This is a genomic window from Solidesulfovibrio carbinolicus (genome assembly GCF_004135975.1).
GTDB classification, from domain to species: domain Bacteria; phylum Desulfobacterota; class Desulfovibrionia; order Desulfovibrionales; family Desulfovibrionaceae; genus Solidesulfovibrio; species Solidesulfovibrio carbinolicus.
In genome coordinates this window covers 2,553,243-2,579,766 of the sequence record NZ_CP026538.1, presented here as the reverse complement: position 1 = coordinate 2,579,766, position 26,524 = coordinate 2,553,243, and the positions used below count along the sequence as shown (strand labels likewise).

At 65.4% G+C, this 26,524-nt stretch carries 25 protein-coding genes; 13 read left to right on the top strand and 12 right to left on the bottom strand.

Annotated elements, in window-relative coordinates; genetic code table 11:
* Positions 1 to 459 precede the first annotated feature (459 nt).
* Together hypF and C3Y92_RS11560 are read right to left on the bottom strand one after the other, a co-directional pair.
* Positions 460 to 2,799, bottom strand: coding sequence for a carbamoyltransferase HypF (gene hypF, locus C3Y92_RS11565; protein WP_129352678.1), 2,340 nt, complete (start codon positions 2,797 to 2,799; stop codon positions 460 to 462).
* 12 nt (positions 2,800 to 2,811) lie between these two features.
* The gene (locus tag C3Y92_RS11560; RefSeq protein ID WP_129352676.1) at positions 2,812 to 3,741 is read right to left on the bottom strand and encodes a DUF362 domain-containing protein; all 930 of its coding nucleotides are present in this window, start codon (positions 3,739 to 3,741) and stop codon (positions 2,812 to 2,814) included.
* 143 nt (positions 3,742 to 3,884) lie between these two features.
* Here C3Y92_RS11560 and C3Y92_RS11555 point away from each other — a divergent pair, with 143 nt between their 5' ends.
* Both C3Y92_RS11555 and C3Y92_RS11550 read left to right on the top strand, forming a co-directional pair.
* Positions 3,885 to 5,978: a thioredoxin domain-containing protein gene (locus tag C3Y92_RS11555; protein WP_129352674.1), complete on the top strand. Its 2,094-nt coding sequence runs from the start codon at positions 3,885 to 3,887 to the stop codon at positions 5,976 to 5,978.
* Between the two features lie 76 nt (positions 5,979 to 6,054).
* Positions 6,055 to 7,635: a glycosyltransferase family protein gene (locus C3Y92_RS11550; RefSeq protein WP_235669469.1), complete on the top strand. Its 1,581-nt coding sequence runs from the start codon at positions 6,055 to 6,057 to the stop codon at positions 7,633 to 7,635.
* A gap of 1 nt (position 7,636) precedes the next feature.
* On the opposite strand, the gene C3Y92_RS21160 is transcribed toward C3Y92_RS11550, so the two are convergent.
* A complete protein-coding gene (locus C3Y92_RS21160; RefSeq protein ID WP_015861024.1) occupies positions 7,637 to 7,810 on the bottom strand; it encodes a hypothetical protein in 174 nt (57 codons plus the stop codon).
* Complete coding sequence (locus C3Y92_RS11545; protein ID WP_129352672.1) at positions 7,807 to 8,391, bottom strand: hypothetical protein; 585 nt, start codon at positions 8,389 to 8,391, stop codon at positions 7,807 to 7,809. The genes C3Y92_RS21160 and C3Y92_RS11545 overlap by 4 nt, the downstream gene beginning before the upstream one ends.
* Positions 8,392 to 8,647: 256 nt before the next feature.
* Between C3Y92_RS11545 and C3Y92_RS11540 the strand changes: the two genes are divergently transcribed.
* The 6 genes from C3Y92_RS11540 (at position 8,648) to C3Y92_RS11515 (ending at position 13,679) form a co-directional block, all read left to right on the top strand.
* Positions 8,648 to 9,757: a sensor histidine kinase gene (locus C3Y92_RS11540; protein WP_129352670.1), complete on the top strand. Its 1,110-nt coding sequence runs from the start codon at positions 8,648 to 8,650 to the stop codon at positions 9,755 to 9,757.
* Positions 9,754 to 10,434, top strand: a complete 681-nt coding sequence (locus C3Y92_RS11535; protein ID WP_129352668.1) for a response regulator — start codon at positions 9,754 to 9,756, stop codon at positions 10,432 to 10,434. The genes C3Y92_RS11540 and C3Y92_RS11535 overlap by 4 nt, the downstream gene beginning before the upstream one ends.
* Positions 10,435 to 10,523: 89 nt before the next feature.
* Positions 10,524 to 11,438, top strand: a complete 915-nt coding sequence (locus tag C3Y92_RS11530) for an ADP-ribosylglycohydrolase family protein (RefSeq protein WP_129352666.1) — start codon at positions 10,524 to 10,526, stop codon at positions 11,436 to 11,438.
* 242 nt (positions 11,439 to 11,680) lie between these two features.
* Positions 11,681 to 11,986: a hypothetical protein gene (locus tag C3Y92_RS11525; RefSeq protein WP_129352664.1), complete on the top strand. Its 306-nt coding sequence runs from the start codon at positions 11,681 to 11,683 to the stop codon at positions 11,984 to 11,986.
* 337 nt (positions 11,987 to 12,323) lie between these two features.
* Positions 12,324 to 12,527 (top strand): hypothetical protein, encoded by a 204-nt coding sequence (locus C3Y92_RS11520; protein ID WP_015861018.1) that lies wholly within the window; start codon positions 12,324 to 12,326, stop codon positions 12,525 to 12,527.
* A 42-nt stretch (positions 12,528 to 12,569) separates the two neighbouring features.
* Complete coding sequence (locus C3Y92_RS11515) at positions 12,570 to 13,679, top strand: acyltransferase family protein (protein WP_129352662.1); 1,110 nt, start codon at positions 12,570 to 12,572, stop codon at positions 13,677 to 13,679.
* A 77-nt stretch (positions 13,680 to 13,756) separates the two neighbouring features.
* Here C3Y92_RS11515 and C3Y92_RS21155 read toward each other — a convergent pair whose 3' ends face one another.
* A complete protein-coding gene (locus C3Y92_RS21155) occupies positions 13,757 to 13,915 on the bottom strand; it encodes a hypothetical protein (RefSeq protein WP_165352107.1) in 159 nt (52 codons plus the stop codon).
* Positions 13,916 to 13,953: 38 nt separating this feature from the next.
* Here C3Y92_RS21155 and C3Y92_RS11510 point away from each other — a divergent pair, with 38 nt between their 5' ends.
* From C3Y92_RS11510 to C3Y92_RS11490, 5 genes are all read left to right on the top strand, one after another.
* Positions 13,954 to 14,322, top strand: a complete 369-nt coding sequence (locus C3Y92_RS11510; RefSeq protein WP_129352660.1) for a response regulator — start codon at positions 13,954 to 13,956, stop codon at positions 14,320 to 14,322.
* A 116-nt stretch (positions 14,323 to 14,438) separates the two neighbouring features.
* Positions 14,439 to 15,200, top strand: coding sequence for an ABC transporter ATP-binding protein (locus tag C3Y92_RS11505; protein WP_129352658.1), 762 nt, complete (start codon positions 14,439 to 14,441; stop codon positions 15,198 to 15,200).
* 122 nt (positions 15,201 to 15,322) lie between these two features.
* Complete coding sequence (locus C3Y92_RS11500) at positions 15,323 to 16,480, top strand: SufB/SufD family protein (protein ID WP_043600540.1); 1,158 nt, start codon at positions 15,323 to 15,325, stop codon at positions 16,478 to 16,480.
* A 371-nt stretch (positions 16,481 to 16,851) separates the two neighbouring features.
* Positions 16,852 to 17,421, top strand: coding sequence for a DUF2087 domain-containing protein (locus tag C3Y92_RS11495; protein ID WP_129352656.1), 570 nt, complete (start codon positions 16,852 to 16,854; stop codon positions 17,419 to 17,421).
* Positions 17,418 to 18,281 carry an alpha/beta fold hydrolase gene (locus C3Y92_RS11490; RefSeq protein ID WP_129352654.1) on the top strand — a complete coding sequence of 288 codons (864 nt, stop codon included), beginning with the start codon at positions 17,418 to 17,420 and terminating at the stop codon, positions 18,279 to 18,281. Before C3Y92_RS11495 ends, C3Y92_RS11490 begins: the two co-directional genes overlap by 4 nt.
* Positions 18,282 to 18,405: 124 nt before the next feature.
* Here C3Y92_RS11490 and C3Y92_RS11485 read toward each other — a convergent pair whose 3' ends face one another.
* The 7 genes from C3Y92_RS11485 to C3Y92_RS11455 all read right to left on the bottom strand — a co-directional run bounded on the left by C3Y92_RS11485 (position 18,406) and on the right by C3Y92_RS11455 (position 26,476).
* Positions 18,406 to 19,374: a pseudouridine synthase gene (locus tag C3Y92_RS11485; RefSeq protein WP_129352652.1), complete on the bottom strand. Its 969-nt coding sequence runs from the start codon at positions 19,372 to 19,374 to the stop codon at positions 18,406 to 18,408.
* A gap of 4 nt (positions 19,375 to 19,378) precedes the next feature.
* Positions 19,379 to 20,515, bottom strand: a complete 1,137-nt coding sequence (locus C3Y92_RS11480; RefSeq protein WP_129352650.1) for a sensor histidine kinase — start codon at positions 20,513 to 20,515, stop codon at positions 19,379 to 19,381.
* A 120-nt stretch (positions 20,516 to 20,635) separates the two neighbouring features.
* Positions 20,636 to 21,241 (bottom strand): sulfurtransferase-like selenium metabolism protein YedF, encoded by a 606-nt coding sequence (gene yedF, locus C3Y92_RS11475; RefSeq protein WP_129352648.1) that lies wholly within the window; start codon positions 21,239 to 21,241, stop codon positions 20,636 to 20,638.
* 198 nt (positions 21,242 to 21,439) lie between these two features.
* Entirely contained in the window at positions 21,440 to 24,313 is a 2,874-nt protein-coding gene (locus C3Y92_RS11470; protein WP_129352646.1) for a fused MFS/spermidine synthase, read from the bottom strand.
* Positions 24,314 to 24,385: 72 nt separating this feature from the next.
* Entirely contained in the window at positions 24,386 to 25,021 is a 636-nt protein-coding gene (nth, locus tag C3Y92_RS11465) for an endonuclease III (protein WP_129352644.1), read from the bottom strand.
* Positions 25,022 to 25,086: 65 nt separating this feature from the next.
* Positions 25,087 to 25,641: a pyruvoyl-dependent arginine decarboxylase gene (locus C3Y92_RS11460; protein WP_129352642.1), complete on the bottom strand. Its 555-nt coding sequence runs from the start codon at positions 25,639 to 25,641 to the stop codon at positions 25,087 to 25,089.
* A gap of 46 nt (positions 25,642 to 25,687) precedes the next feature.
* The gene (locus C3Y92_RS11455; protein ID WP_129352640.1) at positions 25,688 to 26,476 is read right to left on the bottom strand and encodes an SPOR domain-containing protein; all 789 of its coding nucleotides are present in this window, start codon (positions 26,474 to 26,476) and stop codon (positions 25,688 to 25,690) included.
* Positions 26,477 to 26,524 lie beyond the last annotated feature (48 nt).

The following is a 26,524-nucleotide window of genomic DNA, read 5'->3' as shown; positions in this document are numbered from 1 at the left end:
TTTGACAGAGGTTAATGTAATATGCTATTTGCTTTTCATAATGCGCAGGTGTTTTTTAAAAAAATAGGCTTATTGCAAGAGGCTGTCAAGGACTTGGCGGCAACGTAGCAGAATCGTACTGAATACTGACTGACGTTATTCGCTGTTGTATATTTTTGAGAGTGTGGCCTGTGGTGACGCTGTTTCCCTGGCTGTTGCCCGTCAGTCATGACAAGAGTATACTGCACCTTCTATCTTTATATTTTTTTTAACCTTTTTGGGCAGTCAGCGCGTCTTGCGGGCTCGCGGCAATACCCCGGCTGCAGTCTTGACGGGACAACCCCCTGAATGGAGGTAAGAGGAATCTCGGCCATTCAGGCACGCGGCTGTGCCTACCCGGCAAGACTCTTGTTGTCAATTATTTATACCAAAATGATCTATAATTTAATCTGATGAAAGGATGTAAAATTATTTATTTTGCTAATTGTTAGCCCGCAACTGCCTTAAGCCAAAGGCCGCTTGGCCCAGACTGACGCAACCGTCATTGGCCGGCATACGTCGATGCACCAGAGGTTGCAGACCGACGTCCCGAAGCGCCTCGGGAAGACGCAAGGCCAGGGTTCGGTTCTGCATGACGCCGCCGCCCAGGGCCACGGCGCGAATGCCCGTCTCCCGGGCCATGGCCGTCGCCAGCCGCGTCAGCCCGGCCACAAGTCCCAGGTGAAAACGCCGGGCGATGCCTCCGGCCGCCACGCCTTGGGCCGCGTCGGTCGCGGCCTGGGCAAAAAGGGTGAGCGTGTCGAGGACGGCCGGCGTCCGGTCGGCCAGGAGCGGGCAATGGTAGGGCCTGTTCTCGGCCATGTCCTGGGCGCGCTCCAGCAGGATCGCCGCCTGACCCTCATAGGTCGTTTCCAGGCACAGGCCGGATACAGCGGCCACGGCGTCAAAGAGCCGGCCGCAGCTGGTGGTCATTGGACAGTTGAGGTTTTTGGCCAGCATCTGCCCGACCAGGCGCGAAGCCGGGCCATGGTCCGCCATCCAGGGCCGGATCAGGCCGTCTTCGGCGGTTTCCCCCAGAGCGTGCAGGCATGCCTGGGCAATGCGCCAGGGCTGGCGCACGGCCGCGTCGCCACCGGGCAGGGCCATGGGCGCGAAGTGGCCCAGGCGCTGGTGGGTCAGGCTCGTTGGATCGACGAGCAGGCATTCGCCGCCCCACAGCGTGCCGTCCTCGCCCAGGCCCACGCCGTCCAGGGCCAGACCAAGGACTGGTTCGTCCCATTGATGCTCGGCCAGCACGGCGTGGATGTGGGCCACGTGGTGCTGCAGCCGAAGGATCGGCCAGCGGCCCTGTTCCAGGGCCAGGGCCGTGCTCGGATAGTCAGGGTGGAGATCGGCCACGCACAGCCTGGGCGTCACACCGAGCACACCGAGAAGATGCTCCAGGGTTTCCTCGTAAAACCGCAGGGCGGCCAGATTTTCCAGATCGCCGATGTGCTGGCTGACAAAGGCCTGGTCGCCCTTGGTCAGGCAGACCGTGGCCTTGAGCATGGGGCCAAGGCCTACCACCTCCGGGCCGCCGCGGGAAAGCCGGATGGGCGAAGGGACATAGCCCCTGGCCCGGCGCAAAAACAGGGTCGGCGCGCCGGCCGCCTCGGCCTCGGCCGCTTCCAGGGGGCGGACCACGGAATCGTCGGTGCGAATGAGGATATCGCGGTTGTGGAGCAGCCAGATGTCGGCCAGGGGGGCAAGGCGGGCAAGGGCCTCGCGGTTGCCCAGGCAAATGGGATCGCCCCCGGCGTTGCCCGAGGTCATGACCAGGGCGGCCGGTCGGTCGGAGCCGACAACGGCGGCGAAATCGGCCAGCAGAATATGATGGAGCGGCGTGTAGGGGAGCATGACGCCGATTTCGGCCACGTCCGGGGCGACGTTCGGGGCCAGCGCGCTGCCGGCTCGGGCCGGCAGCAGGCAGATGGGCCGGGCCGTGCCGCCAAGGAGTTCGGCGGCGGTCGGGCCGACCTCGCCGAGAAGGGCGGCGGTTTCCAGGTCCGGGACCATGACGGCCAGGGCCTTGCTCGGCCGGCCTTTGCGTCGGCGCAACTCGGCCACGGCGTCAACGTTGGCGGCGTCGCAAACCAGATGGAAGCCGCCCAGGCCCTTGACCGCCGCAATCTGGCCGGCGGCCAGCCGGGCGGCCAGCTCGGCGACGGCGGCCGTTGCGCGTTCAAGGACCACGCCTGTCCCGTCGGCCAGCCACAGGGACGGGCCGCAGATCGGGCAGGCGTTGGGCTGGGCGTGGAAGCGCCGGTCGCCCGGGTGGGCGTACTCGACGGTGCAGTCCGGGCACAGGGGAAAGCAGGCCATGGAGGTGGTTTCCCGGTCGTAGGGCACGCGCCGGGTGATGGTGTAACGGGGGCCGCAGTTGGTGCAGTTGGTGAAGGGATAGCGGTGGCGACGGTTGCCGGGGTCGGCCATGTCGGCCAGGCAATCGGGGCAGGTGGCGACGTCGGGGCTTATGAGCACGTCGTGGCCGCTGCCCGGGGCGCTGGCAAGGATACGGAAGCCGGCCTCGCCGGTGGGCGTGGCAGGGGTCGCCGAAAAGGCCAGCAGCCGGGCCAGGGGCGGCAGCTCGGCCGGCAGGCGGCGTCCGAAAGCCGCCACCGCCGCCGCCGGGCCTTCTGTCTCGATGACCACGCCTTCTGGAGTGTTTTGCACCCAGCCCGAGAGCCCCAGTTCCTGGGCCAGACGGTAGACAAAGGGGCGAAAGCCCACCCCCTGGACCTGCCCGGCCGCCACATGGCGGCAACGCCTGACCTCCGCCATGGCCGCCATAGGTCAACGACCGCCCCGCAGGGTGATCATCAGGCTTTTGAGCCGGCCGCGCACGAAGCGTTTGGCCTCGAAGGCCAGGGGGGCCAGTTCGGGCTTCACCACAAAGCCCTCGAAGCGAAAATCGTTGGGTGACAGCACAGGGAAATGGAGTTCGGCCGGATCGGTTCCGGGAAGCCCTCGCGCCATGGCCGCGCGCCACAGCGGGATGCGCTGGGGTGAAAGCCCCAGGGCGGCATAGATGGCCGTGTCCAGGGCCACGGGATTGGCGCTCGCGCCAAGAAGGCCCAGGTCGAAGGGTTCGCCGCCCACCGGCCCGGCCTTGTGCATGGCCGTGACGCCGTCAAGGATCGAGGTGGACGGCGGCAGGGCGGCGACAACATCCAGAATCATGGCGGCGAAGCGGTCATAGTCCTTGCCCAGGGTCTGATGGGCCAAGGATTTGCGAAATCCGCAGACGCAGCCGAAGAAATTTTTGACGCAAAGGGTCATGCCCATCTGGTCGTGGCACTTGAGCCGGGCCAGATTGACGATGTGGTCGGCCTGCTCGGCCACGCGCGACAGGCCGATGTGGCCGCCGCCGGAAAGAGCCAGCCGCCGAGGCCGATCCAGACTGCGGATGGTCACGGGCAGCCCGGCCAGGGCTTCCTCGAAGCCGGCCAGCCTGGCCACGATGCGCCCGGTGCCGAAAGCCGGGGAGTCGGCCACGACCACGCGCGCGCCGCGTTCGACAAGGGCCAGGCACACGGCCCGGACCACGGCCGGATGCGAGCAGGACAGGGCCGGGTTTCGCGGCGCGACCAGATTGGGCTTGACCAGCGCCGTATGCCCCGGTCCGACCGGACAACCGGCGGCCGCAAGCAGGGCGGCCGCCTTGGCCGGCAGTTCAGGGTCGCCGTACCCGGCGACGCGGTCGAGATAAACGCTTTGGGTCATGGTTTGCGGCCTCCGGCTCGGGGAACACGGCAGCCATTACCGCGCCGGCCGGCCGGAGGCAACCCGGAGGCGGCAAGCCGACGCGGCGCGCCTTGCAAAAACGCAGGCCGATGCTATTTTGCCGGCACGGGAGGAGATGTATCATGGAAAATCGCGCCCCCAACCGGCTGAGCCGAGAGAAAAGCCCTTACCTCTTGCAACATGCCCACAACCCCGTGGACTGGTTCCCCTGGGGCGAGGAAGCCTTTGCCAAGGCCCGGGCCGAGGACAAGCCCGTGCTGTTGTCCATCGGCTATTCCACCTGCCATTGGTGCCATGTCATGGAGCGCGAATCCTTCGAGGACGAGGACATCGCGGCCCTCATGAACGCCGTGGTGGTGTCGGTCAAGGTGGACCGCGAGGAACGGCCGGACCTCGACGCCCTCTACATGAGCGTGTGCCATGCCCTGACTGGTCGGGGCGGCTGGCCGCTGACCGTGTTTCTCACCCCGGACAAGGAACCCTTTTTCGCCGGCACCTATTTCCCCAAGGAATCCGCCTACGGCCGAACCGGCCTGCGCGAACTGCTCCAGCGCGTGCACATGTCCTGGAAGGGCAACCGGCAGGCCGTGGTCAATAACGCCGGCCAGATCATGGACGCCGTGCGCGAACAGCTGGCGGCCGCAGCCGGCGCGGCCTCGGCCGAACCCGGCGAGGCTGTTCTCGATGCTGCCCGAACGCAGTTGGCCGGCATCTTCGATGCCCGAAACGGCGGCTTCGGCGGCGCGCCCAAATTCCCTTCGCCCCACAATCTGCTTTTTTTGCTGCGCGAATACCGCCGCACCGGCGACGCTTCGTGCCGGGACATGGCTTGCCGCACCCTGGCCGCCATGCGCCGGGGCGGCGTCTACGATCAGGTGGGCTTTGGCCTGCACCGCTACGCCACCGACGCGCACTGGTTTTTGCCCCATTTCGAGAAGATGCTCTACGACCAAGCCCTGACCGTCATGGCTTGTGTGGAGGCCTATCAGGCGTCGGGCGACGCCGCGCACAAAACCATGGCCCTGGAGATTCTCGAATACGTCCGGCGCGACCTGACCAGCCCGGATGGCCTGTTCTACAGCGCCGAGGACGCCGACAGCGAAGGCGTCGAGGGCAAATTCTACGTCTGGTCGGCGGCCGAGCTGCGCCGACTGCTTGGCGGCGAGGCCGCCCTGGCCATGGCGGCCATGGGCGCGACCGAGGAGGGCAACGCCCACGACGAAGCGACCGGCGAAACCACCGGCGCCAACATCCTCCATCTGCCCCGGCCCCTGGACGAGACGGCCGCCAAACTTGGCATCACGGCCGAAATCCTGGCCGAGCGTCTGGAAGCCTGCCGGCACGTTCTTCTGGCCGAGCGGGAAAAACGCGTGCGTCCCCTTTGCGACGACAAGGTGCTCACCGACAACAACGGGCTCATGCTGGCCGCCCTGGCCAAGGCCGCCCGGGCCTTTGACGACGAGGAACTGGCCGAGCGGGCCGTGACCGCCGCCGAGGCCTTGCTTGCCCGGCTGGCGTTGCAAAACGGCCGGCTGCTCCACCGCCTGCGAGACGGCGAGGCGGCCATCGACGGCCTTCTCGACGACTACGTCTTTGTGGCCTGGGGACTGGTGGAACTCTACCAAACCGTTTTTGACACGGCCTATCTGCGCCGGGCCGTGGAACTCATGAAAGCCGTGGCTAAGCATTTCGCCGATCCGAACGAGGGCGGCTATTTTCTCGCCCCGGACGATGGCGAACAGTTGCTTGTGCGTCAGAAGATCTTTTTCGACGCGGCCGTGCCCTCCGGCAACAGCGTGGCCTATTTCGTGCTGACGACCCTTTTCCGCCTGACCGGCGATCCGGCTTTCAAGGAACAGGCCACGGCCCTGGCCCGGGCCATGGCCCCGCGTCTGGCCGATCATGCCGCCGGGTACGCCTTTTTCCTGTGCGGCCTGTCCCAGGTGCTCGGCCAGGCCTCGGAAGTGACCCTGGCCGGCGATCCGGCCGGCCCCGACACCCAGGCCCTGGCCCGGGCCATCTTTCAGCGCTACCTGCCCGAGGTGGCGGTGGTGCTGCGCCCCGACGGCGACGAGCCGGACATTGCCGCCCTGGCCCCGTTCACCCGTTACCAGCTCCCCTTGGACGGCCGGGCCGCCGCCCATGTCTGCCGGGCCGGTTCCTGCCAACCGCCCACGGCGGAGGTGGAAACCATGCTCAAGCTCCTTGGAGCGTAGCCAGATGGGGAATGGCCAGGGAGGCCTTCGACCTTGGCCCCGCCTACGCAATCGGCCCTGACGGACAGGTGAAGTCGTGAAAGTCGCGTGTTGCAGCTGGTTTTTACTTGAGGGCTTTCGCGGTATGGGCTGCGAAGTGATCCCGTTTGCCCTGGATGCCGCCAGGACGCTTGACGAACAGATGGAGTCGCTAGGCGTTGATCCGGACGTCGTTTTGATCGAGTTTTTCGGCCGGTCGGAGCTGCCCAGGGATTTGCATAAGTGCCGCCACAGGCTGGCGGCCTACTGTATCGACAGTCCGCTCAACGAGTTCTGGTTTTTGCCCCTGTCCAAGCTGTTTGACCATGTCTACGTCGACCAACTGTCGTCGGTGGCCAAGTTCCGTCGCCATGGCGTGGAGGCCGCCTGGCTGCCCTTGTGCGTCTTTGACGGTGATTTCCGGGAGCCGCCGGTAGCCAAGGAGCATTTTCTGACCTTTGTCGGACGGCTGACGCCCGAGCGCGTCAAGCGAAACAACTTGATCCGCCACGTTGGGGAACAGTACCCCTTGCATCTGGTCCAGGATGTGCCGCGCCCGGCCATGTTGGACCTCTTCGCGGCTTCCCGGGCGGTCCTAAACGAAAACTTTTTTTCCGGTCTCAATCTGCGATTCCTGCAGGCCCTGGCCTCGGGTTCCCTGCTTCTGACCGAGCGGGGCGGCTGCGGCGTGGGCCGCTTTTTCCGGGAAGGCGAGCACTATCTTGGCTACTCTCCAGACGATTTGCTGCCGACCCTGGAAAAAATTCAACAGGCCCCTGAGGCCTTTGCCGACGTGGCCGCGCACGGGCAGGAGGTGTGCCGCCGCAAGCACACCAGCCGCCAACGGGCCGCCGCCGTGCTGGATGATTTGGCCCGAGACCACGTCATGGTCAACCTCCCGGACCGCGTTGCCCAAACCGGCGAGGCCTTGGCCCGATACAACCTGACCCGGCGCTTTGGCGGCTCCCTCGCTCCCAGCCGCCATCTTCTCGAAGAGGTTAGTTCGGGCAATGACGAGGCGGCCTTGGAGGCCTGCCGCCTTCTTGGCGTCATGCATCTGCGCCTGGGGCAACGGGAGGCCGGCGTCCATTATCTGGAAAAGGGGGCGGCCTCGGATTCCCTTGCAGGACTGCGGGCCACCTTGCATCTCTTGCTGGCCTTTGTGGAGCAGGAGCGGTTTTTCATCCATCTTGCCGCGCTGACGGCCAAACTCGTGCGCCTGGGATTGGGCAAGACGGCTTATCTCAAGCGAATCAAGGAATTGCGCCAGTCCACGGACCGGTTGCACGACTGCTGCCTGCTCGGCTATGAACTGCTCTTTGACGCCAGGGAGTACTGCGCCCTGGGCTTTGCCAAAAAACGCCCGGAACAATTTCCGGATTATGCCATGGAGTATGCCGTGTTGGCTTTTGGCACGAAGCTGACGTCGCAATCCCTGGCAGCTGTCATCCGTTGTTTAAATAAGGCCGGCGTCGGCCCTGAGGCTCTGCCGGCCCTGCGTCAGGCCATCGCCGCCGGGATCGCCACGGACGAGCAGATCGCCCTGTCCGCTGCGTTGGCCGTGGAGTATTACGACTTTTCCTATGCCCGCACGGCCTTGGCTGCCCTGAAACGGGCGCTGCGCAACCCAGGCGGCTGAACTACATCCACTTGGTCTTGTCGAACACCCCGCGCTGCACGATCTCGCGGGTCTTGTAGCCGTCGAAGTCGAAATCGCCGGGCAGATGGCCCGGATGGCGACGCGATCCCCGGCCAAGGCCGCTTAGAATGACCAAGGCCGCCACGGCCAGCAGACACCAGGCCAGCACGGTCATGGCTGTCCTCCTTGCGCCCCGAGGCTGGCGCGACCCTTGGCCGCGCCCCGGTCAAAGGCCTGGCGCATGGCCGCGCAACCCTGTCCCGGCCCGTTGACGGCGATTTCCGGCCGGCCTTCGAGTCGGGCCGTGACCCGGCCGAAGCTTTCCAGCACGGCCGCGACGCCAAGAGAGGCTTCGGCCACCGTGGGGCCGATGACCACGTCCAGGCGCGCCGGGCCGCGTTCCAGGGCTTCCAGCAGACAGTCGCCGAGATTGGCCGCTCCGGCCTCACCCAGCGTTCCCTCCACGCTCACGCGGCACACGTCGTCGTCTGGGGCCAGCAGACGTACGGCGCTGCCCTCGGACGGAGCCAGGTAGATGTCGAGATCCTCCTGCCCGGCCTCGGGCAAACGGGCCGAAATGCGCCAGCGGCCAGGGCCAAGCCGGGTCACGGACAGCCCCGGCGCAGCGTTGGCGCGCCTTGGAGCGCAGGTGCGCTCCCGATGTTGGTCAAGGGGCTTGTCGGACTCCATTTCGGGCAATGGGGCGCACGGACGCGGCGAGAGCGCCGCGTCGTTTGTCAGGGCGGGATACGCCATGCCTACCTCCTTCCGGCAAACCGGCTTGGCGGCATCCTATGTCGGCCGGCTCTCGGCGAAATCGGATGTTGTCCCGATTTTTGGCAGGACTTTGACTCGGTTTTTTGGGAAAACATCCCGAAAAACCGGGAGAGGCTCCCGAGAGGGCGGGGGCTGGGCTGACAAGGCCGAGGGAAAGGGCTATGCCGGGCAGGGTGCACTTGCCCGCGACAGGTCCTGCCAGACAAGTTCGCCACATCGCTCATCAGAAATAGCCATGCACGCCAACGCCACGTCTCCCCCTGACGCCGCCGAACACGCCAAGACCTTGGCCGCCCTGCGGGAACGGGTCAAGGAACTCGACTGCCTCTACGAGATCACCCGCCTGTCCCAGCGCCAGGAACTGGCCCTTTCCGGCATCCTGGCCGGGGCGTGTTTCGTGGCCGCCCGGGCTTGGCAGTATCCCGAGACGGCTTGCGTGCGCCTAAGCCTTGGCGGCCAGACTTTTGCCACGCCCAACTGGCGGCGTCCGGCGGCCCGGCAGGAAAGCGCCATCGTTATCGGCGGCGAGACCGTGGGGCGCATCGAGGTCGGCTATCTGGACAAGCGCCCGCCGGCCGATGAGGGGCCCTTTTTGCGCGAGGAACGCCATCTCCTTGACGCCCTGGCCGAACATCTCGGCCGCATCATCGCCTCGCGCCGGGCCGAGGAACGGCTGCGCCGGCTCTCCCGGGAGCTCATCAAAGCTCAGGAAACCGAGCGCCAGCGCATCGCCCGGGAACTCCACGACGACGTGGGCCAGCATCTGTCCCTGGCCCGCATGGGGCTGGAGCGGCTGCTTGCCGCCAAGGAGCCGCAGCCCGACGCCGCCTCCGGGGATGTCCTGCGCGACAGCTCGGCCCGGTTGGGCGCGGCCATCGCCAGCCTGCGCAACCTGGCCGGCGACCTGCTGCCGCCGGTCCTGGACCGGCTGGGGCTGGCCGAGGCCGCCGCCGCGCTGTGCCGCGACACCGCCGCCCGCACGGGACTTGCCGTGGATTTTTCCGCTGACGGCCTGGAGCGCCTGACCGTGGGCTTCGACACCTCCCTGGCCATCTACCGGGTGCTCCAGGAAGCCCTGGCCAACGCCTGCCGTCATGGACGGGGAACGCGAATCGTGGCCCGTCTGGTCGCCTCCCACCCGCTGCTGCTGCTGCGGGTCGCCGACGACGGCCAGGGCTTTGATCCCGAGGCCCGGTTGCCCGAGGCGCTGGGCGAAAAGCGCATGGGCCTTTGGAGCATGGGCGAGCGGGTGCGCCTGCTCGGCGGTCGGTTGACCATCCGCTCCCGGCCGGGCCACGGCACCCGCATCAAGGCCGAGATTCCCTTGGCCGAGGAAAGCTCATGAGCACGAAGCGGACGCGCATCGCCATTGCCGACGACCACGGCCTGATGCGCCAGGGGTTGGCCGCCATTTTGGCCGCCGACCCCCGGTTCGAGGTGGTCGGCGAGGCGTCCGACGCAGCCGGCGCGGTTGCCCTGGCCCGCGATCTCGCCCCGGACGTGCTGCTCCTGGACGTGGGCCTGGCCGGCGGCAGCGGGGTGGACGTGGCCGGGCGCGTGGCCGGACTGGCCCCGGAATGCCGGGTGGTGATGGTCACCATGCACGCCCGCCTGGATCTGGTGGCCGCCTGTTTCCGGGCCGGGGCCGTGGGCTATGTGGTCAAGGATTCCGCCGCCACGAGCCTGGTCGCGGCCATTGAGGCCGTGCTTCGCGGCGAGCGCTACCTCGACGCGGCCATCACGCCGCAAGTACTTCTGCGCCTGGACGAATACGCCGCACGCAAGACTGGTCCCCGCGATCCTGCCTATGACAACCTCACCCGCCGGGAACAGCAGATCCTGCGGCTTTTAGCCGAAGGCCGGGCCGTGGCCGCCATCGCGGCCGAGCTGTTTATTTCCAAAAAGACCGTGGAAAACCACCGGGCCAACATCTGCGGCAAGCTGGGGCTGGCCAATCTGGCCGAACTCGTGCGCTACGCCGCCCGCTTGGGGATTATTGATCTTGACGACGATTTGTCGTGACCTTGTCGCAAGGTCCGAAGTCCGGCCGGAAAAGCCCTTGGTTCTTTCAGAGCGATGCGGTAGGGTATGGGAAACCCGGGGGAGAGGCCATGTCTGACAATGCACGCGCCATGGTTTGGGCATCGTTTATGGGCGACGCGTTGGCCCTGGGGCCGCACTGGGAATACGACACCATGGCCCTGGCCGACCGGTTCGGCCAAGTTGCCGGCTATCTCGATCCCCCGGCCGATGGCTATCACGACGGCAAAAAGGCCGGCGAACTGACCCATTACGGTGACCAGACCCTGGCGCTGCTCGACTCCCTGGCCGCTTGCGGCGGGTTTGATCTGGACGATTTTGCCGTTCGCTGGCGAAAGCTCTTTGACGGCTACGCCGGCTATATCGACGGCGCCACCCGTATGACGCTCAAGATTTTCGACTTTGGCGAAGGTCCGGCCAATTCCGGGTCCAATTCCAACGACCTGGCCGGGGCGGCCCGCATCGCCCCCCTGGTCTTCGCCCTGGCCCACGATCTGCCCGCCTTGGTGGACGCCGCCCGCAGCCAGGCCAAGATGACCCACAACCACGCCCGGGTCATCGAGGCGGCCGAGTTTTTTGCCCGGGCCGCCAGGGCCGTGCTGGGCGGCAAGACCCCGGTGGACGCCCTGCGCCTGGCTGCCGAGGCCGGCTACGCCAGCGCTCCCATCGGCCAATGGCTGGCCGCCGGCCTTGATACCGCCGAGGACGACACCGTGGACGCCATCGCCGCCCTGGGCCAGACCTGCCATATCGACGAGGCCATGCCCGCCGTCATCCATCTCGTGGCCCGCTACCCTTATGATCTCTCCGGCTGCCTGCGTCAAAACGTCATGGCCGGCGGTGACAGCGCGGCCCGGGGGCTGCTCGCCGGGATGCTCGTCGGCGCGGCAACGGGCCTGGACGGGCTGCCCGAGCCCTGGCTGGCCGGTTTGGCCGCCAGGGAGCGCATCGAAGCCGATCTTCAGGCACTGGACGTCCGAACCTAGTCCAGCGGCCGCTTGCGTGGCCGGCTTGGCTCCCGATCCGCGGGATATGCCCTGTGCTTCGCCAGCCGCCAGACATGCCCGGTTTTTTGTACGGCCGGCACGGACCGTCAGGGACCGTCCTGGAACGCCGGCCGGCATTTTACACCGCCTCGGCTTTGCGCTATAGGCCATGCCATCGTGCCAAACCCGCCCAGCCATCCACGGGCGCAACCGGCGGCTACCCTGCCGTCAGGGGGGAGGACATGGACACCTGCAAGGCGTATTTGCCGGAACTGGTGCAGTCGCGCATCGACGATCTGGTCAACGTCCAGGGACTGGAAGGCGAACTGGCTATTCATCTCAAGGAACTCCAGGACAGCTTGGCTGCCCTGGAGGCCCTGGCCCGCGAGGACGCCAGCGAGGCGGCGCGCGGCCTGGTCGAGGATATGGAGCGGCTCATTGACCGCGTCCGCCGGGAGTATGTTTCCCTGGCCTACCGCCAGGGGTTGGTGGACGGCGCGGGTTTTCGCCGCATGGTAGCCGGCCAGGGTGTTGTTCCCGAAATTTGACGCCAGTTTCCTGCTGCTGCCGGGGCCGGTCCCTGGCGGCCGGGGACTCCCATCGGCAAAGCCCCGTAATCTCTTGCGGCCTTTTCCTTCCGTGCATCGGCTTGTTGCCGATCCTTCAGTCGCCGCCTTGCGCATGGCTTTCCAGGCTCCTTCTGCTTGAGGCTGGGAAAGGGCGAAAGACGGATTTGCGCTTGATCGTCGGCCTGCCGAGCTGGATGGTCTCATGGTTGCCATCACGGTGGAAAAAGGCAATGATGCCTTGGCGGTTAGGCTTTCGGCGGAGTTTTTGCCGGTGCCGAGGCCTGATTCCCAAGGCCGCACTCGCCTGTGAGATGGTATGCCGGACAAGGATATCAAGGAAATCGCCCACTGCGTCTACATGATTGATCTCGTGCTGCGGGAGATCATGCATTCCCAAAGCATCACGAAGAAAGACTTTGCCACGCAGTGCATCATCGACAGCTTCGTGCGCATCCTGCGTGAAGAGGGCTATTCCGTGACCCCGGCCCGACTGCGTAAGATGCTCGCCTACGCCCATTGATCCACGCCGCGTCCCGCGGCGCACGACCAGGAGTTCACCCCCGTGATCGAATCCGCCAAGCCGGCCTGGAGGCTCGGGCCGGTCCATGACCCCATTGACCGCGACGTTTCCAAGCGCATCGAGGTGCTGCGCATCATTCTCATCGGCCTTATTGTCCTGGCCCACGGCGCGCGCGGCATCACCGTGCGCATTGCCGGCGAGACTGGCCCCTTGGCCACGCTGATGCTCGAAGTCCTTAACGGCCATGTGGATTTCGTGGCCGTGCCGCTGTTTTTCGCCATCTCCGGCTTTTTGTTTCTGCGCAAGTTCGACCTGTCCCTGGCCGCCTACGGCGACATGTTGCGCAAGAAATTCGTTTCGGTGCTCGTGCCCTATATCCTGTTTAACGCCGGCCTGGCCGCCTGGTTCTATTTTGTCGGCAGCATCGAGATGATGGGCTCGTGGAATTTCCTGGTCGGCGAAGGACTTTTCACCAAGACTTTTGGCCTTGGCACCACGCCCATCAACTATCCGTTGTGGTTTTTGCGCGACTTGCTTGTCGTCTTCCTGGTCTCGCCGGTCTTTCTGGTCTTTTTCAAGGAAGCTCCCGGCGTGGGCCTCATCGCCTTTTTTCTCCTCTGGACCGGCCTGTCCGAAGGGCCGTATTCCTATGCCGGCGACATGTTCGCCTTCTATCTCGGCGGGTTGGCTGCCCGCATCCGGTTGCCCCTTGCCGGCGTCTCCTGGTGGCAGCGGACGGCGAGTTGGGCTTTTGGCCTGCTGACCGTTGTGCTGGTTTGCTGGACGCCCCTGGGCTTTACCGACGAGGGCGTGCGCCAATTTTGCTTCAAGGCCAACCTGGTCCTGGGCATCGCCGCGTTTTGGCGGGCCTCGGCCTTTTCCCTGATCCGCGACAGCAAGCTGCTGTCCCGCATGGGCCGGCACAGCTTTTTCGTCTATCTGGCCCATGAGCCGACCATGTCCGTGCTGCAAACGAAGCTTCTGGCCGTCTGGCGGCCGGTCGGCGACGCGCAGCAGGTGGTCTTCTATTTCGGCAGCGGGTTTGTCGTCATTTTCGGACTGTGGCTTGTGGCCGAGGCGCTCTCCAAGCTTGTTCCCCGTTTCTACGGCTTCGCCGTGGGCGCTCGGGCGGTCACTCCACGTCGAGCCTGAGCGGCTGCCTTGACGGCTTTGGCCGGCGTAGAGGAAACGCCGGGCTGCGTGCGCGGCAGAGCGGCATGGTGGCGCGTTTAGGGACGGGGCTTGCCTGGGGCACGGGAAATCTGATAAAAAGGATTAAATGCTTTTCCTGTTTTGTCGTAAAACAGGATTATTTTCTCCTCAAAACGATCGTGCCTGGCATAAATATTCATGAATTCAGCTGATTGTTGTATGGTCGAAAACGGCATGTTTCCTGCTTCGACTAAGCAGGGAGGAACGGCAATTTATGTTGCGTATTTTGCTTGCCGAAGACGACGTCAATCACGCCACCCTGGCCTGCCAGACCCTTGAAGACGAAGGCCACCGCATCACCCTGGCCGACAACGGCAAAAGCGCCCTGGAAGCGGTCATCCGGGAACGCTTCGATCTGGTGCTTCTCGACATGCGCCTGCCCGAAATCGACGGCCGTGAGTTCATCGGCCGGGTGCGCATGGCCGACGAATCTGTCAATGCCATTCCCATCGTGGTGTTGACGGGCTACGGTGTGCGCCAGCACATCGATTTCTTCAAACGCCACGGCGTGCGCCATTATCTGGCCAAGCCCTACGACTGCGACGAGCTGGCGGCCATCATCCGCGCCTACGACGCCCACTGATCCCCGCTCGGTCCACCGGCTGGACCCTTTCCGACTCCATGAGTGGACTTTGCCGGGGTTTTTCCGTAGACCCCAGGCGGAGCAACGCCAAATAAGGCGCAAAAAGCGAGGGAATCATGCTTCGCATCGAAGACTTGCACGTCAAAATCGGCGAGCGCGAGGTGCTTTCCGGCATCAACCTGCACATTGCCGACAACGAAACCTTCATCCTGTTTGGCCCCAACGGCTCGGGCAAGACCACCTTGCTCATGACGCTCATGGGCTTTGGCAACTACGAAATCACCAAAGGGCGCATCCTCTTTCGCGGCCACGACATCACCCACGCCCCCATCTACGAGCGGGCGCGGTTGGGCGTGGGCATGTCGTTTCAGCGTCCGCCCACCATCCACGGTTTAAAGACCCGCCATCTGGTGCGCATGTGCTCGCGCCAGGGCGAGATCGACGTGGACGCCTTGGCCCGCAAGGTCAACATGGACGAGTTCCTGGAGCGCGACGTCAACGCCGGTTTCTCCGGCGGCGAGATCAAACGCTCGGAACTGCTCCAGCTCATGGCCCAGAAGCCCTATCTGCTCCTGTTCGACGAGCCGGAATCCGGCGTCGACCTGGAGAACATGAAGCTCATCGGCCATACCGTGCGCGAAGTCCTGACCGCCGGTCTGGAACCTCGGGCCGGGGCCAGCATGAAGCAGCAGCGGGCGCTGCGGCGTCCGGTCTCGGGGCTGATCATCACCCATACCGGCTACATCCTCGAATATTTGAACGCCGACAGAGGGCAGGTGCTGTATAACGGCCACCTGTGCTGCGAGGCCAACCCCCGCGACATCCTGGACCACATCAGCCAGCACGGCTACCAGGAATGCGTCCGCTGCCTCAACTAGTGTCGCGTCCCTTAAAAAATACGCCAGTATTTTTTAAGAAAAATTAAGGGTTTTAGTTTGTTGGCCGCGAAGCGCCCGAGGCGCGTTTCGTGGCCGCGACACGAGCCCAAGGAAGCCATGCCATGGAAAAGATCGAACTCAAGGATTTCCGGTTTTCCGGCTCGACCCTTGGCGAAATCGCTGATCTGCGCACTCTCGACGCCGCCGACAAGGCCGAGATGCTCATGTCCGGCATCGACGTGGAAGAGCGCGAGCGCGCCGGCTCCTATCTTCAGGTGGACCACGGCCGGGTGCATTGCAAAAGCCTGCAAAAGGGCGTGGAAGTCCTGGACATCAAGGACGCTCTGGCCAAGTACGACGGCCTGCCGCAATATTACTGGACCCAGGTGGACAAGGACAAGGACGAGTTCACCCGGTCGGCGGCCGAGAATCTCCACGGAGGCTACTTCGTGCGCACCGAAAAGGGCGCCAAGGTGGCCGAGCCGGTGCAGTCGTGCCTGTTCCTCAAAGGCGACATGATCGGCCAGAACGTCCACAACGTCATCATCGTCGAGGACGATTCCGAACTGCACATCATCACCGGCTGCTCGGTGGCCCACGGCTCCAAGGGCGCGGCCCACCTGGGCATTACCGAGATTTTCGTCGGCAAGAACGCCAAGCTCACCTTCACCATGATCCACAACTGGGCCGAGTCCACGGTGGTGCGGCCACGCACCGGCGGCACGGTGGAAGAGGGGGGCGTTTTCATCAACAACTACGTGCTGCTTAAGCCCGTCAAGGATCTCCAGTCCTACCCGGTCATCCGTTTGAATGGCCAAGGGGCGGTGGCGCGGTTTAATTCCGTCATCGTCGCGCCCAAGGGCTCCCATGTGGACACCGGCAGCCGCATCGAACTCAACGCCCCGGACACCAAGGGCGAGATCATCTCCCGCACCATCGCTTCGGGCGGCACCATCATCGCCCGCGGATTTATCGGCGGCAATTCCGTGCCGGCCAAGGGCCATCTGGAGTGCAAGGGGCTTATTCTCGGCGGCGGCGTCATCCACGCCATCCCGGAACTGCTCGGCTCGGTGGACGGCGTGGAGTTGTCCCATGAGGCGGCGGTGGGCAAGATCGCCCAGGAAGAGATCGAATACCTGATGGCCCGGGGACTCGACGAGGAGGAGGCCACCTCCACCATCGTCCGGGGCTTCCTCAACGTGGACATCATGGGCTTGCCCAAGGAATTGCAGGACGTCATCGAGGCCACCATCAGCGAATCCGAAAAGGACATGTTCTAAACGGAGTTCGACCATACGAGGGACGTGCGCAATTCACCTTGCCGGGGTCCGGGGGGATGATCCCCCCGGTGGGGCCAGGGCAAAGCCCTGGCCGCCGGAGGCGTCCTTCTACGGCGAATGCTGATGTCTCGCATACGCACGCCAACCGCCGCGACCGGACAGGTCGCGGCGGTTTTTTGCTTGCCAAGGCCGGGCCGCTTGTCGTAATCCCCGGACCGGTCGGCAGTTCACCCAGGCGTCGCCGCCCCGCAAGGGGAGCTAAACCTGCCGCGTTTCTCCATTCCGCACCGACACCTTATCCCGTGCCGCGTCGGAAGCCGGCGACCACCGACATCCTCCTTCCCGGACAGGCACGCTTGCAAGGATAAGCGATGTCACGAGAGTCTTTTCCCTTTTCCGTGGACGACATTTCCGCCTTGGCCAAGGCCCTGCGCGGCGGCCTCGCCGACGCCGAGGGCACGCCCGGCCATGTCGAGATGCTCAACATCCTGGCCCGGGCAGCCGGCTGCCGCAATTTCCAGCACTTCCGGGCCAACGCCAAGGCGCAAACCCGCCTCGACGCGCCTGCCGCCCCGGCCGTACCGGCGCAGCCCGTGGATTACGCCCGGCTGCGCCGGCTCCTGCGCCACTTCGACGCTGCCGGCCGCCTGGTGCGCTGGCCCTCCAAGTGGAGCGAACAGCAAGTGATCTTGTGGTTGCTCTGGTCGCGCCTGCCAGCCCGGCAGATCATGACGGAAAAGGCGGTCAACGCCTGCCTGGAGGCCTGCCACACCTTTGGCGACGCCGCGCTGTTGCGACGGATGCTGTGCGACGGCGGCTTGCTGGCCCGTACCCCGGATTGCCGGGAGTACCGGCGGGTGGAAGCCCGGCCCGAGGCCACCGGCCGGGAGCTCATCCGCCGCCTGGGCCGGGTGGGTGAAGCCGGGGAGACGCCACGATGAACGCCGGATTGTCCCCCTGCCGCATTGAGACGTCTCTTGGTCCGGTGGAGTACGCCGCTTACGGCGACGGCCCACCGCTGTTGTGTCTGCACGGAGCCATGGGCGGCTTCGACCAAAGCGCGATCCTGGGCCGGTTGCTGGCGCCCGAGGGCTGGCGAGTTCTGGCCGTATCGCGTCCGGGCTACCTGGGCACGCCCCTGGGCGTCCGGGAGGCGCCCGAAGCCCAGGCCGACCTGTGCGCCGCCCTCCTTACCCAGCTGGCTGTTGGGCCTGCGGCGGTCATGACCGTCTCGGGCGGCGGCCCCTGCGCCCTGCATCTGGCGCTTCGCCATCCGCGCCTGACACGCGGTTTGATGCTGGTTTCCACCTGCTCCGGGCGCATCACGGAACGCTTGCCCCTGGCCTGGCACATACTGCGTCTGGCGGCCCGGTTCCCCCGGCTGGGGTCGCTCATGCGCCCGAAAGCCGCCTCTCCCGAACAAGCGGTCAAGCGCGGCTTTCGCGATCCGGCCTCGCATCGGGCCGTCATGAACGATCCCGAGGCCTTGGCCCTTTTCGCGGAACTCTCGGCCCAGACGCGGTCTCGCCTGGGGGAGCGGCTGGCCGGGACCGTCAACGACGTGGACGTGACCCGCAGCCGCGACTATCCCCTGGAGGACATCGCCGTGCCGACCCTGGTCGTTCACGGCACGGCCGATCCCCATGTGCCCTTTGCCGCCCATGGCAAGCAACTGGCCGAGCGCATCCCCGGGGCGCGGCTGGTCGCCCTGGCCGGCGGTGAACACGCCGCCATCTTCAGCCACAGAGGGCAGGCCCAGCAGGCCGTGGCCGCCTTCCTGTCCGGCTTCCCCGACGCTTGAGGCCGGCCCATCCATGGCGCGTTCAGCCGTTGCCGATAACGCAAAAACCCGCCCGGGCTTGAAGCTCGGGCGGGTTTTTGATGGATGGGCGCCAGGCTTCTTCGACGAAACCGTGGCGTGGATATTACGAAGATTGGCCGCGACGTCGGGCAGGGCGGTCGCGGCGCGGCGCAGGCTGGCCGTCACGGCGCGGTCCTGTCCCGGTCTTGCCGCCGCTGGCCTTGGTTTCCGGCCGTTTGCCGCTGGCCTGGGGAGGACGGGCCGGACGCGGCGGGCGCGTCGTATCGCCCCCGGCTGCCTGCCAGGGCGGTGGCGGGGGTGACGCGACGTCAGGTGCATCTAAAGCCACCGATTGGCGCAGGGCGGCCAGTTCGGTCGGAGCCAGTTCGCGGCAGGCCCCCGGCGACAAGTCGCCCAGCGCCACCGGCCCTTGGCTGACCCGGGCCAGGCGCAGCACGGTCAGGCCCAAATCACGGCACATGCGCCGGATCTGGCGATTGACGCCTTGATGCAGCTCCATTTCAAGAATCGATCGGTCCTGGGCCGGCCCCTCGACGAGGCGGGCGGCCACCGGAGCCAGGCGCTCGCCCTCGGCCAGGCGCATGCCCCGGGCCATGATGCCAAGCATGTCCGGCGTCACCCGGCCGCGCACGGTGACCCTATAGCGCTTGGGCACGTGCCAGCGCGGATGGGTCAGGCGCAGGGCCAGCTCGCCGTCGGTGGTGAGCAAAAGCAAGCCTTCGGAAAAATAGTCCAGCCGCCCCACCGGAAACAGGCGCTTGCCGCGCCAGGGCTCGGGCAGGCCGTCAAAGACCGTGGGCCGGCCTTCGGGATCGCTGGCCGTGGTCACCACGCCGGGCTTTTTATGCAGCGCCAGGGTCACCGGCATTTCCACAGCCAGATTGACCGGCGCGCCGTCCACGGCCAGGGCGTCGCGGGCAGGGTCGATGCGAAGCCCGGCCTCGGTGACCACGGCCCCGTTGACCGTGACCCGTCCGGCGGCGATGAGGTCGTCGGCGTGACGCCGGGAGCACACGCCGGCCGAGGCCAAGGCCTTGTTGATGCGCGTGAGGCGCGAATCCGTTGTGTCCATGGCGTCAGGCCGGCAGTTCGAGGGTAAAGCGCGTGCCGTCCTCGGCCGTGGAAGTGAAGCTGATCTCGCCGCCCAGGCACTGGCGGGCAAAAAGGCGCATGCTGTAGGTCCCAAGCCCACGGCCTTCGCCCTTGGTGGAGAACCCCTTCTCGAACAGGCGCAGTTGCACCTCTTCGGGCATCATGCCGGGGTTGGCGACCCACAGCCGCACAGCGCACTGGTCGGTTTCCTCAGCGCCAAGGGTCACGGATTGCCCGGGGCCGGCCGCTTCAAGGGCGTTTTTGACCATATTGACCATGATGCGCTGGATGATGCGCAGATCCGAGGAGAAAATCCTCGCTGCGGCCTGGGGCGCGACGTCGATGCGGCGTTTGCCGCCGTGGTTGAAGGACTGGCAGTAGGAGGCCAGGTAGTTGAGAATGTCGATGGTATAAAGGCGCGTGTAGTTTTGCCGGTATTCCTTGGCCTCGACAGCCAGAAAGTCGCGTTGGGTATCGACGATGTCTTGCAAATCGTCAATGGAGCGGCGCAGCAGTTCCAATTCCCGCAGATAGTTGTTGGGCAGTTCCAGGGACAGCAGGTCGCTTATGCCCTTGATGCCGGTGACGGCGTTGATGATGTCGTGGAAAAAGATGCGTTCAAAACCGCGCAGGGCTTTTTCATGGGCAATGTCCAGGGCGGAGTTGAGCACCAGCTGGTGGCCTTCAATCTCCATGGGCACGGCCCATACTTGCAGGTTGAGCGCGTCCAGCGTTGAGGCCGCAACCCGGTTGATGGCGCATTCCTGGGTGCCGCATTCGCCTTCAAGGCTTTTGACGATGGCCTGGGCCGCGCCGCAGTACTGGCAAAACCGGGTGGTGCCGCAACCGCCGATGTTGTCGTCCACATGTTCGCAGCCCAGGGCTTCGCCAATGCGTTGGCCGATGACGTGGCAGGCGTCATCCTGGTTGGCCAAGGCCAGGAATTTGGCGTTGGCGTAGACGATCTGTCGGGTGTCGTTGACAATGACCACCGCCAAGGGGATGGCCGCCAGGGTCAGGGCCGAAGGAGAATGGGCGATATCCCGGGCAATAGCATCAATGGCCGGCTGTTCGAGGCGTTCGGCCGGCAGAAAAAACGTGGGCAGGGGCGCGTCCGACATGGGTACATCCTGAAAGTCTGACGCGTGCCGGTCCCGCTGGCGAGGCTTCGCCAAGGATGGGCGGCCTTGCGGCGCGCAAGCGGGCCGCCCCGGGCAGGCGGCCCAAGGGATTACGGCGCGTCAGATTTGCACAATTTTATCGGCCAGATCGAGACTTGTGACGACATCGAGCATGTTGGTGGTCTGGCCGACCTCTTTCTTGTCCAAAATGCCGTAAAAGTCCAGGCAGGTGCCGCACACCAGAATGGACACGCCGGCCTGTTCCAGGGCTTTGAGTTTATCGATGACCGGGCTGCCGGCCACGGCCAGGCGCACGCCGCCGTTGACCAGGACAATGCGCCACAGGCGTTCGCCCAGCTCCGGCAGGGTGCCGACAAAATTAACCATGAGTTTGGCCCCAAGGGTGTCGTCGCCCCGGCCGATGACGTCGGCGGTGATGAAAACGACAGTGCGGCTGCCGGTTTCGGCCTTGGCGGACAGCGACTCATTGGGCGTGGCGACGGGAGCGGCTCCGGCCGTGGCGGTCAGGGTGAAAACGCCGCCTCCGGCCTCGGCCACGGCGACGGCGTAGCCGCGCATGGTCAGAAACCGGCTGACGTTTTCCCGGGCGGCTTCATTGTCCACGGTGACGGCCAGGGTATCGGGGGCGTCAGATTCGATGCATTCCTTGCAGCGAAGGACCGGGCCGGGACAGGCTAGGCCACGGCAATCAAGGGTAGTGGGCATGGGGGACGCTCCTTGCGATTTGCCGCAAGGTAGCCGAAAGCCCCATGCTTCGGTCAAATCGAATGATATGATGCATTCGCCGTCTGTCGATCACGCCAACCGATGCAAGATCGACATCCCCTCGTTCCCCCTTTCCAATCGGGGGGGCCGGGGGCCTCAGGCCCCCGGACCCCGGAGGCATCTTCGCCTTTGTCACCCTTAAAACGGACTGGTGAACCCGAACGTCTGGGCCAGCCATTCCATGTAGGCCCGGGCCGAGGCGCTGGCCTGGCCGCCCTTGAAGGCCTGCCGGGCCAGGTCTTCGGCCTGGGAGAGCAGCCCGGCCATGCACAGGATGTAGACCCGGGCCGGGGCCAGGTTGCTGGGGTAGCCGAGATCCTGGGCGCGCTTGAGCTTGGCTTCGGCCAGCAGGTAGTTGCGGTCGGCCAGGGCTTTGACGCCGAGTTGGAATTCGGTCTCGGCCGAGGGCGGCATGCCGGCGGCCATGGCCTTTTCCACGATGTCCACTTTTTTGGGGTCGGACTTCATGAGCCACAGCGGCAGCACGGTGAGGTCCGTACCCGCCAGCACGTAGTTGACGGCCGGCAGTGGCGGCGGCGGCGGGATCATGTTGTTGAGGTAGGTGTTGATGATTTGCTGGGTTTCGAACCAGGCTTCGGCTTCGGCCTTGACGGACTGGGGCAGGAGCAGTTCGGCCTGCTTGGAGGCCGCGAAGCGTTCCTTGGAGGCGTTGGCGTCCATGAGCGCGTTGTGGGCGGCCACGTCGCGCTGCTGTGCCTGGGGCGACTCGGGGTAGCCGGTGAGGCGCTTGGGGTAGTTGTCGGTCAGCGGCTTGGCGTCGCCGAGGTAGTTGGCCATATCCTGGCCGTCGAGCATGAAAAGTGCGCCGAGTTGGGCCGGCTCTTCCACGGCGATCTGGCGCAGGCCTTCGGCTGTGGGCGCGGTCTTCCAGGGCGCGGGGAAATCGGCCGCCGGTTTGGGGCCCTTGGGTTTTTTGACGCCCACCATCATCCAGTTGAAGTTGTCGCCGGTCCACAGCGAGGCGTTTTCGAACACGTCGCTAAAGGCCTTGAGGATGGCCTTGGCGTCGCCGGGCGAGATCTCGAACACGGGCAGCCAGTAGGTGACCATGCCGCCGTCGTTTAGGCGGTCGCGCATGAGCGCGAAGTATTCACGGGAATAGAGGTTGACCACGCCGGCCATCATGGGCGGCGGCGGCTCGGCCGTAATGATGTCGTACTTGCGCTGGCTGGCCAGCAGGTAGAAACGGCCGTCCTCGACATGGGCGCGCACCCGCGGATCGTCCAGGGGATTGGTCCCGGGCTGGGGGTAGACCACCTGGCTGCCGGCCAGGACGTCGCGGGAGATGTCCACCACGTCGATGCGCTCCAGGGCCTTGTTTTCGACCAGGGCCGAGGCCGTGGAGCCGGTGCCGAAGCAGATGAGCAGGGCGGACTTGGGATTTGGCAGCACGGCTTGGGGGAAGTAGGCGAAAAGCTTCATGTAGCGCCGTGCGCCCCGGTCGGTGGAGGACATGGAGTAGCCGTCGGTGACGAGGCGGTAATAGAGCGGCTGGCCGAGGTAGTCCTTGCGCAGGTATTGAAGCGTGCCGGTGACGCCTTCCACGGTGCGCACGAGGATTTCGCCGTCCTTGAGGAAATCGACGCAGGCCTTGTTCAGGTACTGGCGCATGACGCCGAAGGGAAAGACGGCCAGGAACAGGGCAAAGACAGCGGCGGCGATTTGCAGGAAACGGCCGGAGCGAAAGGACGGCCAGGGCGCGCTGCCGCCGGCGCACAGCAGGGCCGGCGCGAGATACAAGGCGCAAAGGGCAAACAGGGTCTTTTCCATGCCCAGGGCCGGGATGAGGACAAAGCCGCCCAAAAGCGGGCCGGTCATGGCCCCCAGGGTGTTGGCCATGGCGATAAGGCCGGCCGAGCGCGCCCGGTCGCCGACTTCGCGGTGGAAGGCCTCGCCCAGGGCCGTGAAAAGGATGCCCGAGAGGAAAGCCGCTGGGAACATGAGGGTGACCGACAGCACGGACACGTAACGCCAGTCCAGGGACTGGTAGCCATCGATGGTGACGCCCGAGGCGGCTTCGAAAAGCCGAAAGGAGAGCAAGGCGGCGGCGGCCGTAAGCAGGGCCAGGGGCGCGGCGATGCGCCGGCCGTCGGCCTCGCGCCGCAGCCACCAGCCGGCGAACATGCCGCCAAGGCCGATGCCGGCCAGGATCACGGCCAGCATGACGGCAAAGGCCAGGCTGGTGGAGCGCACAAAGAGCTGCAAAAAGCGCATCCAGACGACTTCCAGGGCCAAAAAGGCCGCACCACAGCAGAAGCCAGCCGCCAGGAGCCGTTTGGCCCGAGTGCTCAGGCGGGCGGGAGCGGCCTTGGCCGGCTCGTCTTCACGAAGGGGTTCGTCCCGGAAACGTTTGGCGATGGCCAGAGCCCCCACGGCGGCCAGGAGGTTCAAGCCGCAGGCCACCAACCCCGTGCCGGAAAGGCCCAGGGGGGCTATGAGGACCATCTCACCGAGCAGCGCCCCCAGGCAGGCCCCCAGGGTGTTGATGCCGTAAAGACGTCCCAGCGCCTTGCCGAATTCGCCGGGCCGGCAGGCCAGGGCCTTGACCAGCAGCGGCAGGGTGGCGCCCATGGCCGTGGCCGGCAGCAGGAACAGCAGAAAGGAGAAGGAAAATCGCAGGGTATTAAGAAGCATCGGCTTGTCCAGGGCAGGATGGAGCACCGCCCCGAGCCAGACGGTCAGCCAGGGAAAGCCCAGGACCAGCATCAATCCCCACAGGCCGACCAGGACTTCCATGGCGGCGTAGAACCGCACCGGGTCGGTGATGTCGCGGCCAAAGCGGGAAATAAGTCCGTTGCCCAGGGCCAATCCACCCATGAAGCTCGAAAGGACGAGCGCGCTGGCATAGACGCTGACGCCAAAGGTCAGTCCGGCCAGATGGAGCCAGAGCGTTTCAAACAGCAGCGCCGACGCGCCGGAAACGAGAAAGACGGCGGCAAGGACCAGTCTATCGGCGCGGGTGGCATGGGGAGAAGCGGTGGTGGCCGGCATGGCAGACCTCGGGATCGCGCCGCCGGGGAGCCGGCGGGCCGGCCGACCCGAAGCGGGCATGGCGTAAAAGCGTCACACCCCGTGTTTGGGGCAGACGTCGTTGAGCACGCAGTCGCCGCACCGGGGGCGGCGAGCCTTGCACACCTCGCGTCCAAAAAGAACGAGGAGGTGGTTGATCTCGCCGTAGGCCTCGGGGGCGAACAGGGGCATTAAATCTTTTTCAATGATGACCGGGTTTTCCGACGTCGTCAAGCCCAGGCGAAAGGACAGGCGGCGCACGTGGGTGTCCACGGCGATGCCGACGTTTATGCCCAGGGCATTGGACAGGACGATGTTGGCGGTCTTGCGGGCTACCCCCGGCAGGGCGGTCAGTTCGGCCATGCTGGCCGGTATCCGGCCCCCATGGCGTTCGACCAGGATATTGGCGGCGGCCACGAGGTTTTTGGCCTTTTGCCGGAAAAAGCCGGTGGAATGCACCACGCCTTCGACCTCGCCGACCGCGGCCTGGGCCAAGGCGGCGGGGTCGGGCCAGCGGCGGAAGAATTCCGGCGTGACGGTGTTGACCCGGGCGTCGGTGCACTGGGCGGCCAGCACCGTGGCCACCAGCAGCTCGTAGGCGTCTTGGTGATCCAGGGCCGGCTTGGGGTCGGGAAAAAGCGGGCGCAGGCGGTCATGGATGACCGCAGCACGCAAAGCCGCGTCCATCATCGGGAGCCCCGGATGGACGCGGCCGGCTGGCAGGCGAGGGTTGCCCCGGTCAGTCCCATGCGGGCCTAGGGGATGAAAACCACCGCCGAGATGGTCGTGGTCCACATGCCCGTTTCACCGGTGGTGACGCAGGGCATGGAAGCCGAGTCGATGATCTTGCCGCTCATGAGGTAGGTCTGGCGGCGCTCGTCGTAGGCGGTCTCGGGGTCGAAGTCGATGCCGAGCGTGGTGGCCAGCATGGTGGAGGCCAGATCCTCGGCGAAGTCGCCGATCTCCTGCTCTTCCGCGCCAAAGCCGGTGTGCTCGGAGATGTAGCCATAGTTCGACTTGTCGGCCGGGAAGGCCATGCCCACGGCGGAGCCGACCAGACGGTTCTTTTCGTCGGTGGCGTTTCTGGCCATGACGCAGAAGGTGATCTGCCCGGGGCTCAGCAGCTTGACCCCTTCCTCAGGGGTGAGCAACTGGCAATGGGGCGGATAAATGCTCGACACGTAAACCAAGTTCAGCTTTTCGATGCCGGCCTCGCGAAGGGCCAACTCGAACGACTGCAGCTTGTTCTTGTGGCGGCCGACGCCCTTGGTGAAAAACGCCTTGGTGGGAACGGAAGAGCCTGGAAGCATGGGCAGTCCTCTTTACACTCTGATTTGCCGCGAAAGCGGGGAATCCTCATAAGGGTTTTTTGCCGAGAAGTATAGCGCCTTTTTCGCCGCTCTTCTTGAGGGAGTCGGATATTTCCGCATCCGACCCCTTCACCTGGATAGTGACCCGAAATACCACGTTATTGCCGGACTTGGCCTCGCGCACCGAAGCGGTCACGCCCTTTTTCGCCAGATCCTTGACGTGGGTTTCGGCCTGGGCTTTGCCCGGGAACGAGGCCACCTGATAGGTGGCGGTATAGCGCGGTCCGGTCTTTTTGTCGAAGGTCGATTTGGGATCGACCTTGGGCGTGTCGGCTGGCTTGGCCGGCGGGGGAACGACGGCCGCCGCCCGGGGCGCGGCCGGTGAAGCCGGCGACGTGGCCGGACGGGGCGTGGCCCCAGCCGCCGCGCCGCCCACGGGACGCACTTCGGTCTGGTCGTGGGGTTTGGCCGGGGCGGCCTGTTTTTTGGGCTCGGCCGGAGTTTTGGCCGGCGCGGCGTCGGCCGCCTCGGCTCCGGGCTGGTTGTGGACATCCTCCATGAACTGGAGATCCTCGGGCTTGAGCACCGACGGCGGGGCCTTGGCTTCGCCGTCTGGCAGCTTGGCTTCGGTGGTCGGCATCATCTGGGCGATCTGGGGCACGGCCGTCTCGGGCTTGTAGCCCCGGCCGACCAGGATGCCGAGAATAAACACCCAGCACATGCCGAGCACGACCACAATGCCGACGGACACCACGCCGGACATGCTGATCTCAAAAGTGAATTTGCGCGGCCCCCCGTTTTCGCGGGTGGCGTTTAGGCGGCTTAAAAGCTTCATGGGCAAGGTTCCTCGTCTGCCGACAATGGCCGATCACGAGGCAATGTC

Excerpts from the sequence above, each read along its gene's own strand:
- hypF (WP_129352678.1), bottom strand. The coding sequence starts at position 2,799 with ATGGCGGAGGTCAGGCGTTGCCGCCATGTGGCGGCCGGGCAGGTCCAG.
- C3Y92_RS11560 (WP_129352676.1), bottom strand. The coding sequence starts at position 3,741 with ATGACCCAAAGCGTTTATCTCGACCGCGTCGCCGGGTACGGCGACCCT.
- C3Y92_RS11555 (WP_129352674.1), top strand. The coding sequence starts at position 3,885 with ATGGAAAATCGCGCCCCCAACCGGCTGAGCCGAGAGAAAAGCCCTTAC.
- C3Y92_RS21160 (WP_015861024.1), bottom strand. The coding sequence starts at position 7,810 with ATGACCGTGCTGGCCTGGTGTCTGCTGGCCGTGGCGGCCTTGGTCATT.
- C3Y92_RS11545 (WP_129352672.1), bottom strand. The coding sequence starts at position 8,391 with ATGGCGTATCCCGCCCTGACAAACGACGCGGCGCTCTCGCCGCGTCCG.
- C3Y92_RS11540 (WP_129352670.1), top strand. The coding sequence starts at position 8,648 with ATGCACGCCAACGCCACGTCTCCCCCTGACGCCGCCGAACACGCCAAG.
- C3Y92_RS11535 (WP_129352668.1), top strand. The coding sequence starts at position 9,754 with ATGAGCACGAAGCGGACGCGCATCGCCATTGCCGACGACCACGGCCTG.
- C3Y92_RS11530 (WP_129352666.1), top strand. The coding sequence starts at position 10,524 with ATGTCTGACAATGCACGCGCCATGGTTTGGGCATCGTTTATGGGCGAC.
- C3Y92_RS11525 (WP_129352664.1), top strand. The coding sequence starts at position 11,681 with ATGGACACCTGCAAGGCGTATTTGCCGGAACTGGTGCAGTCGCGCATC.
- C3Y92_RS11520 (WP_015861018.1), top strand. The coding sequence starts at position 12,324 with ATGCCGGACAAGGATATCAAGGAAATCGCCCACTGCGTCTACATGATT.
- C3Y92_RS21155 (WP_165352107.1), bottom strand. The coding sequence starts at position 13,915 with ATGCCGTTTTCGACCATACAACAATCAGCTGAATTCATGAATATTTAT.
- C3Y92_RS11510 (WP_129352660.1), top strand. The coding sequence starts at position 13,954 with ATGTTGCGTATTTTGCTTGCCGAAGACGACGTCAATCACGCCACCCTG.
- C3Y92_RS11505 (WP_129352658.1), top strand. The coding sequence starts at position 14,439 with ATGCTTCGCATCGAAGACTTGCACGTCAAAATCGGCGAGCGCGAGGTG.
- C3Y92_RS11500 (WP_043600540.1), top strand. The coding sequence starts at position 15,323 with ATGGAAAAGATCGAACTCAAGGATTTCCGGTTTTCCGGCTCGACCCTT.
- C3Y92_RS11495 (WP_129352656.1), top strand. The coding sequence starts at position 16,852 with ATGTCACGAGAGTCTTTTCCCTTTTCCGTGGACGACATTTCCGCCTTG.
- C3Y92_RS11490 (WP_129352654.1), top strand. The coding sequence starts at position 17,418 with ATGAACGCCGGATTGTCCCCCTGCCGCATTGAGACGTCTCTTGGTCCG.
- C3Y92_RS11485 (WP_129352652.1), bottom strand. The coding sequence starts at position 19,374 with ATGGACACAACGGATTCGCGCCTCACGCGCATCAACAAGGCCTTGGCC.
- C3Y92_RS11480 (WP_129352650.1), bottom strand. The coding sequence starts at position 20,515 with ATGTCGGACGCGCCCCTGCCCACGTTTTTTCTGCCGGCCGAACGCCTC.
- yedF (WP_129352648.1), bottom strand. The coding sequence starts at position 21,241 with ATGCCCACTACCCTTGATTGCCGTGGCCTAGCCTGTCCCGGCCCGGTC.
- C3Y92_RS11470 (WP_129352646.1), bottom strand. The coding sequence starts at position 24,313 with ATGCCGGCCACCACCGCTTCTCCCCATGCCACCCGCGCCGATAGACTG.
- nth (WP_129352644.1), bottom strand. The coding sequence starts at position 25,021 with ATGATGGACGCGGCTTTGCGTGCTGCGGTCATCCATGACCGCCTGCGC.
- C3Y92_RS11460 (WP_129352642.1), bottom strand. The coding sequence starts at position 25,641 with ATGCTTCCAGGCTCTTCCGTTCCCACCAAGGCGTTTTTCACCAAGGGC.
- C3Y92_RS11455 (WP_129352640.1), bottom strand. The coding sequence starts at position 26,476 with ATGAAGCTTTTAAGCCGCCTAAACGCCACCCGCGAAAACGGGGGGCCG.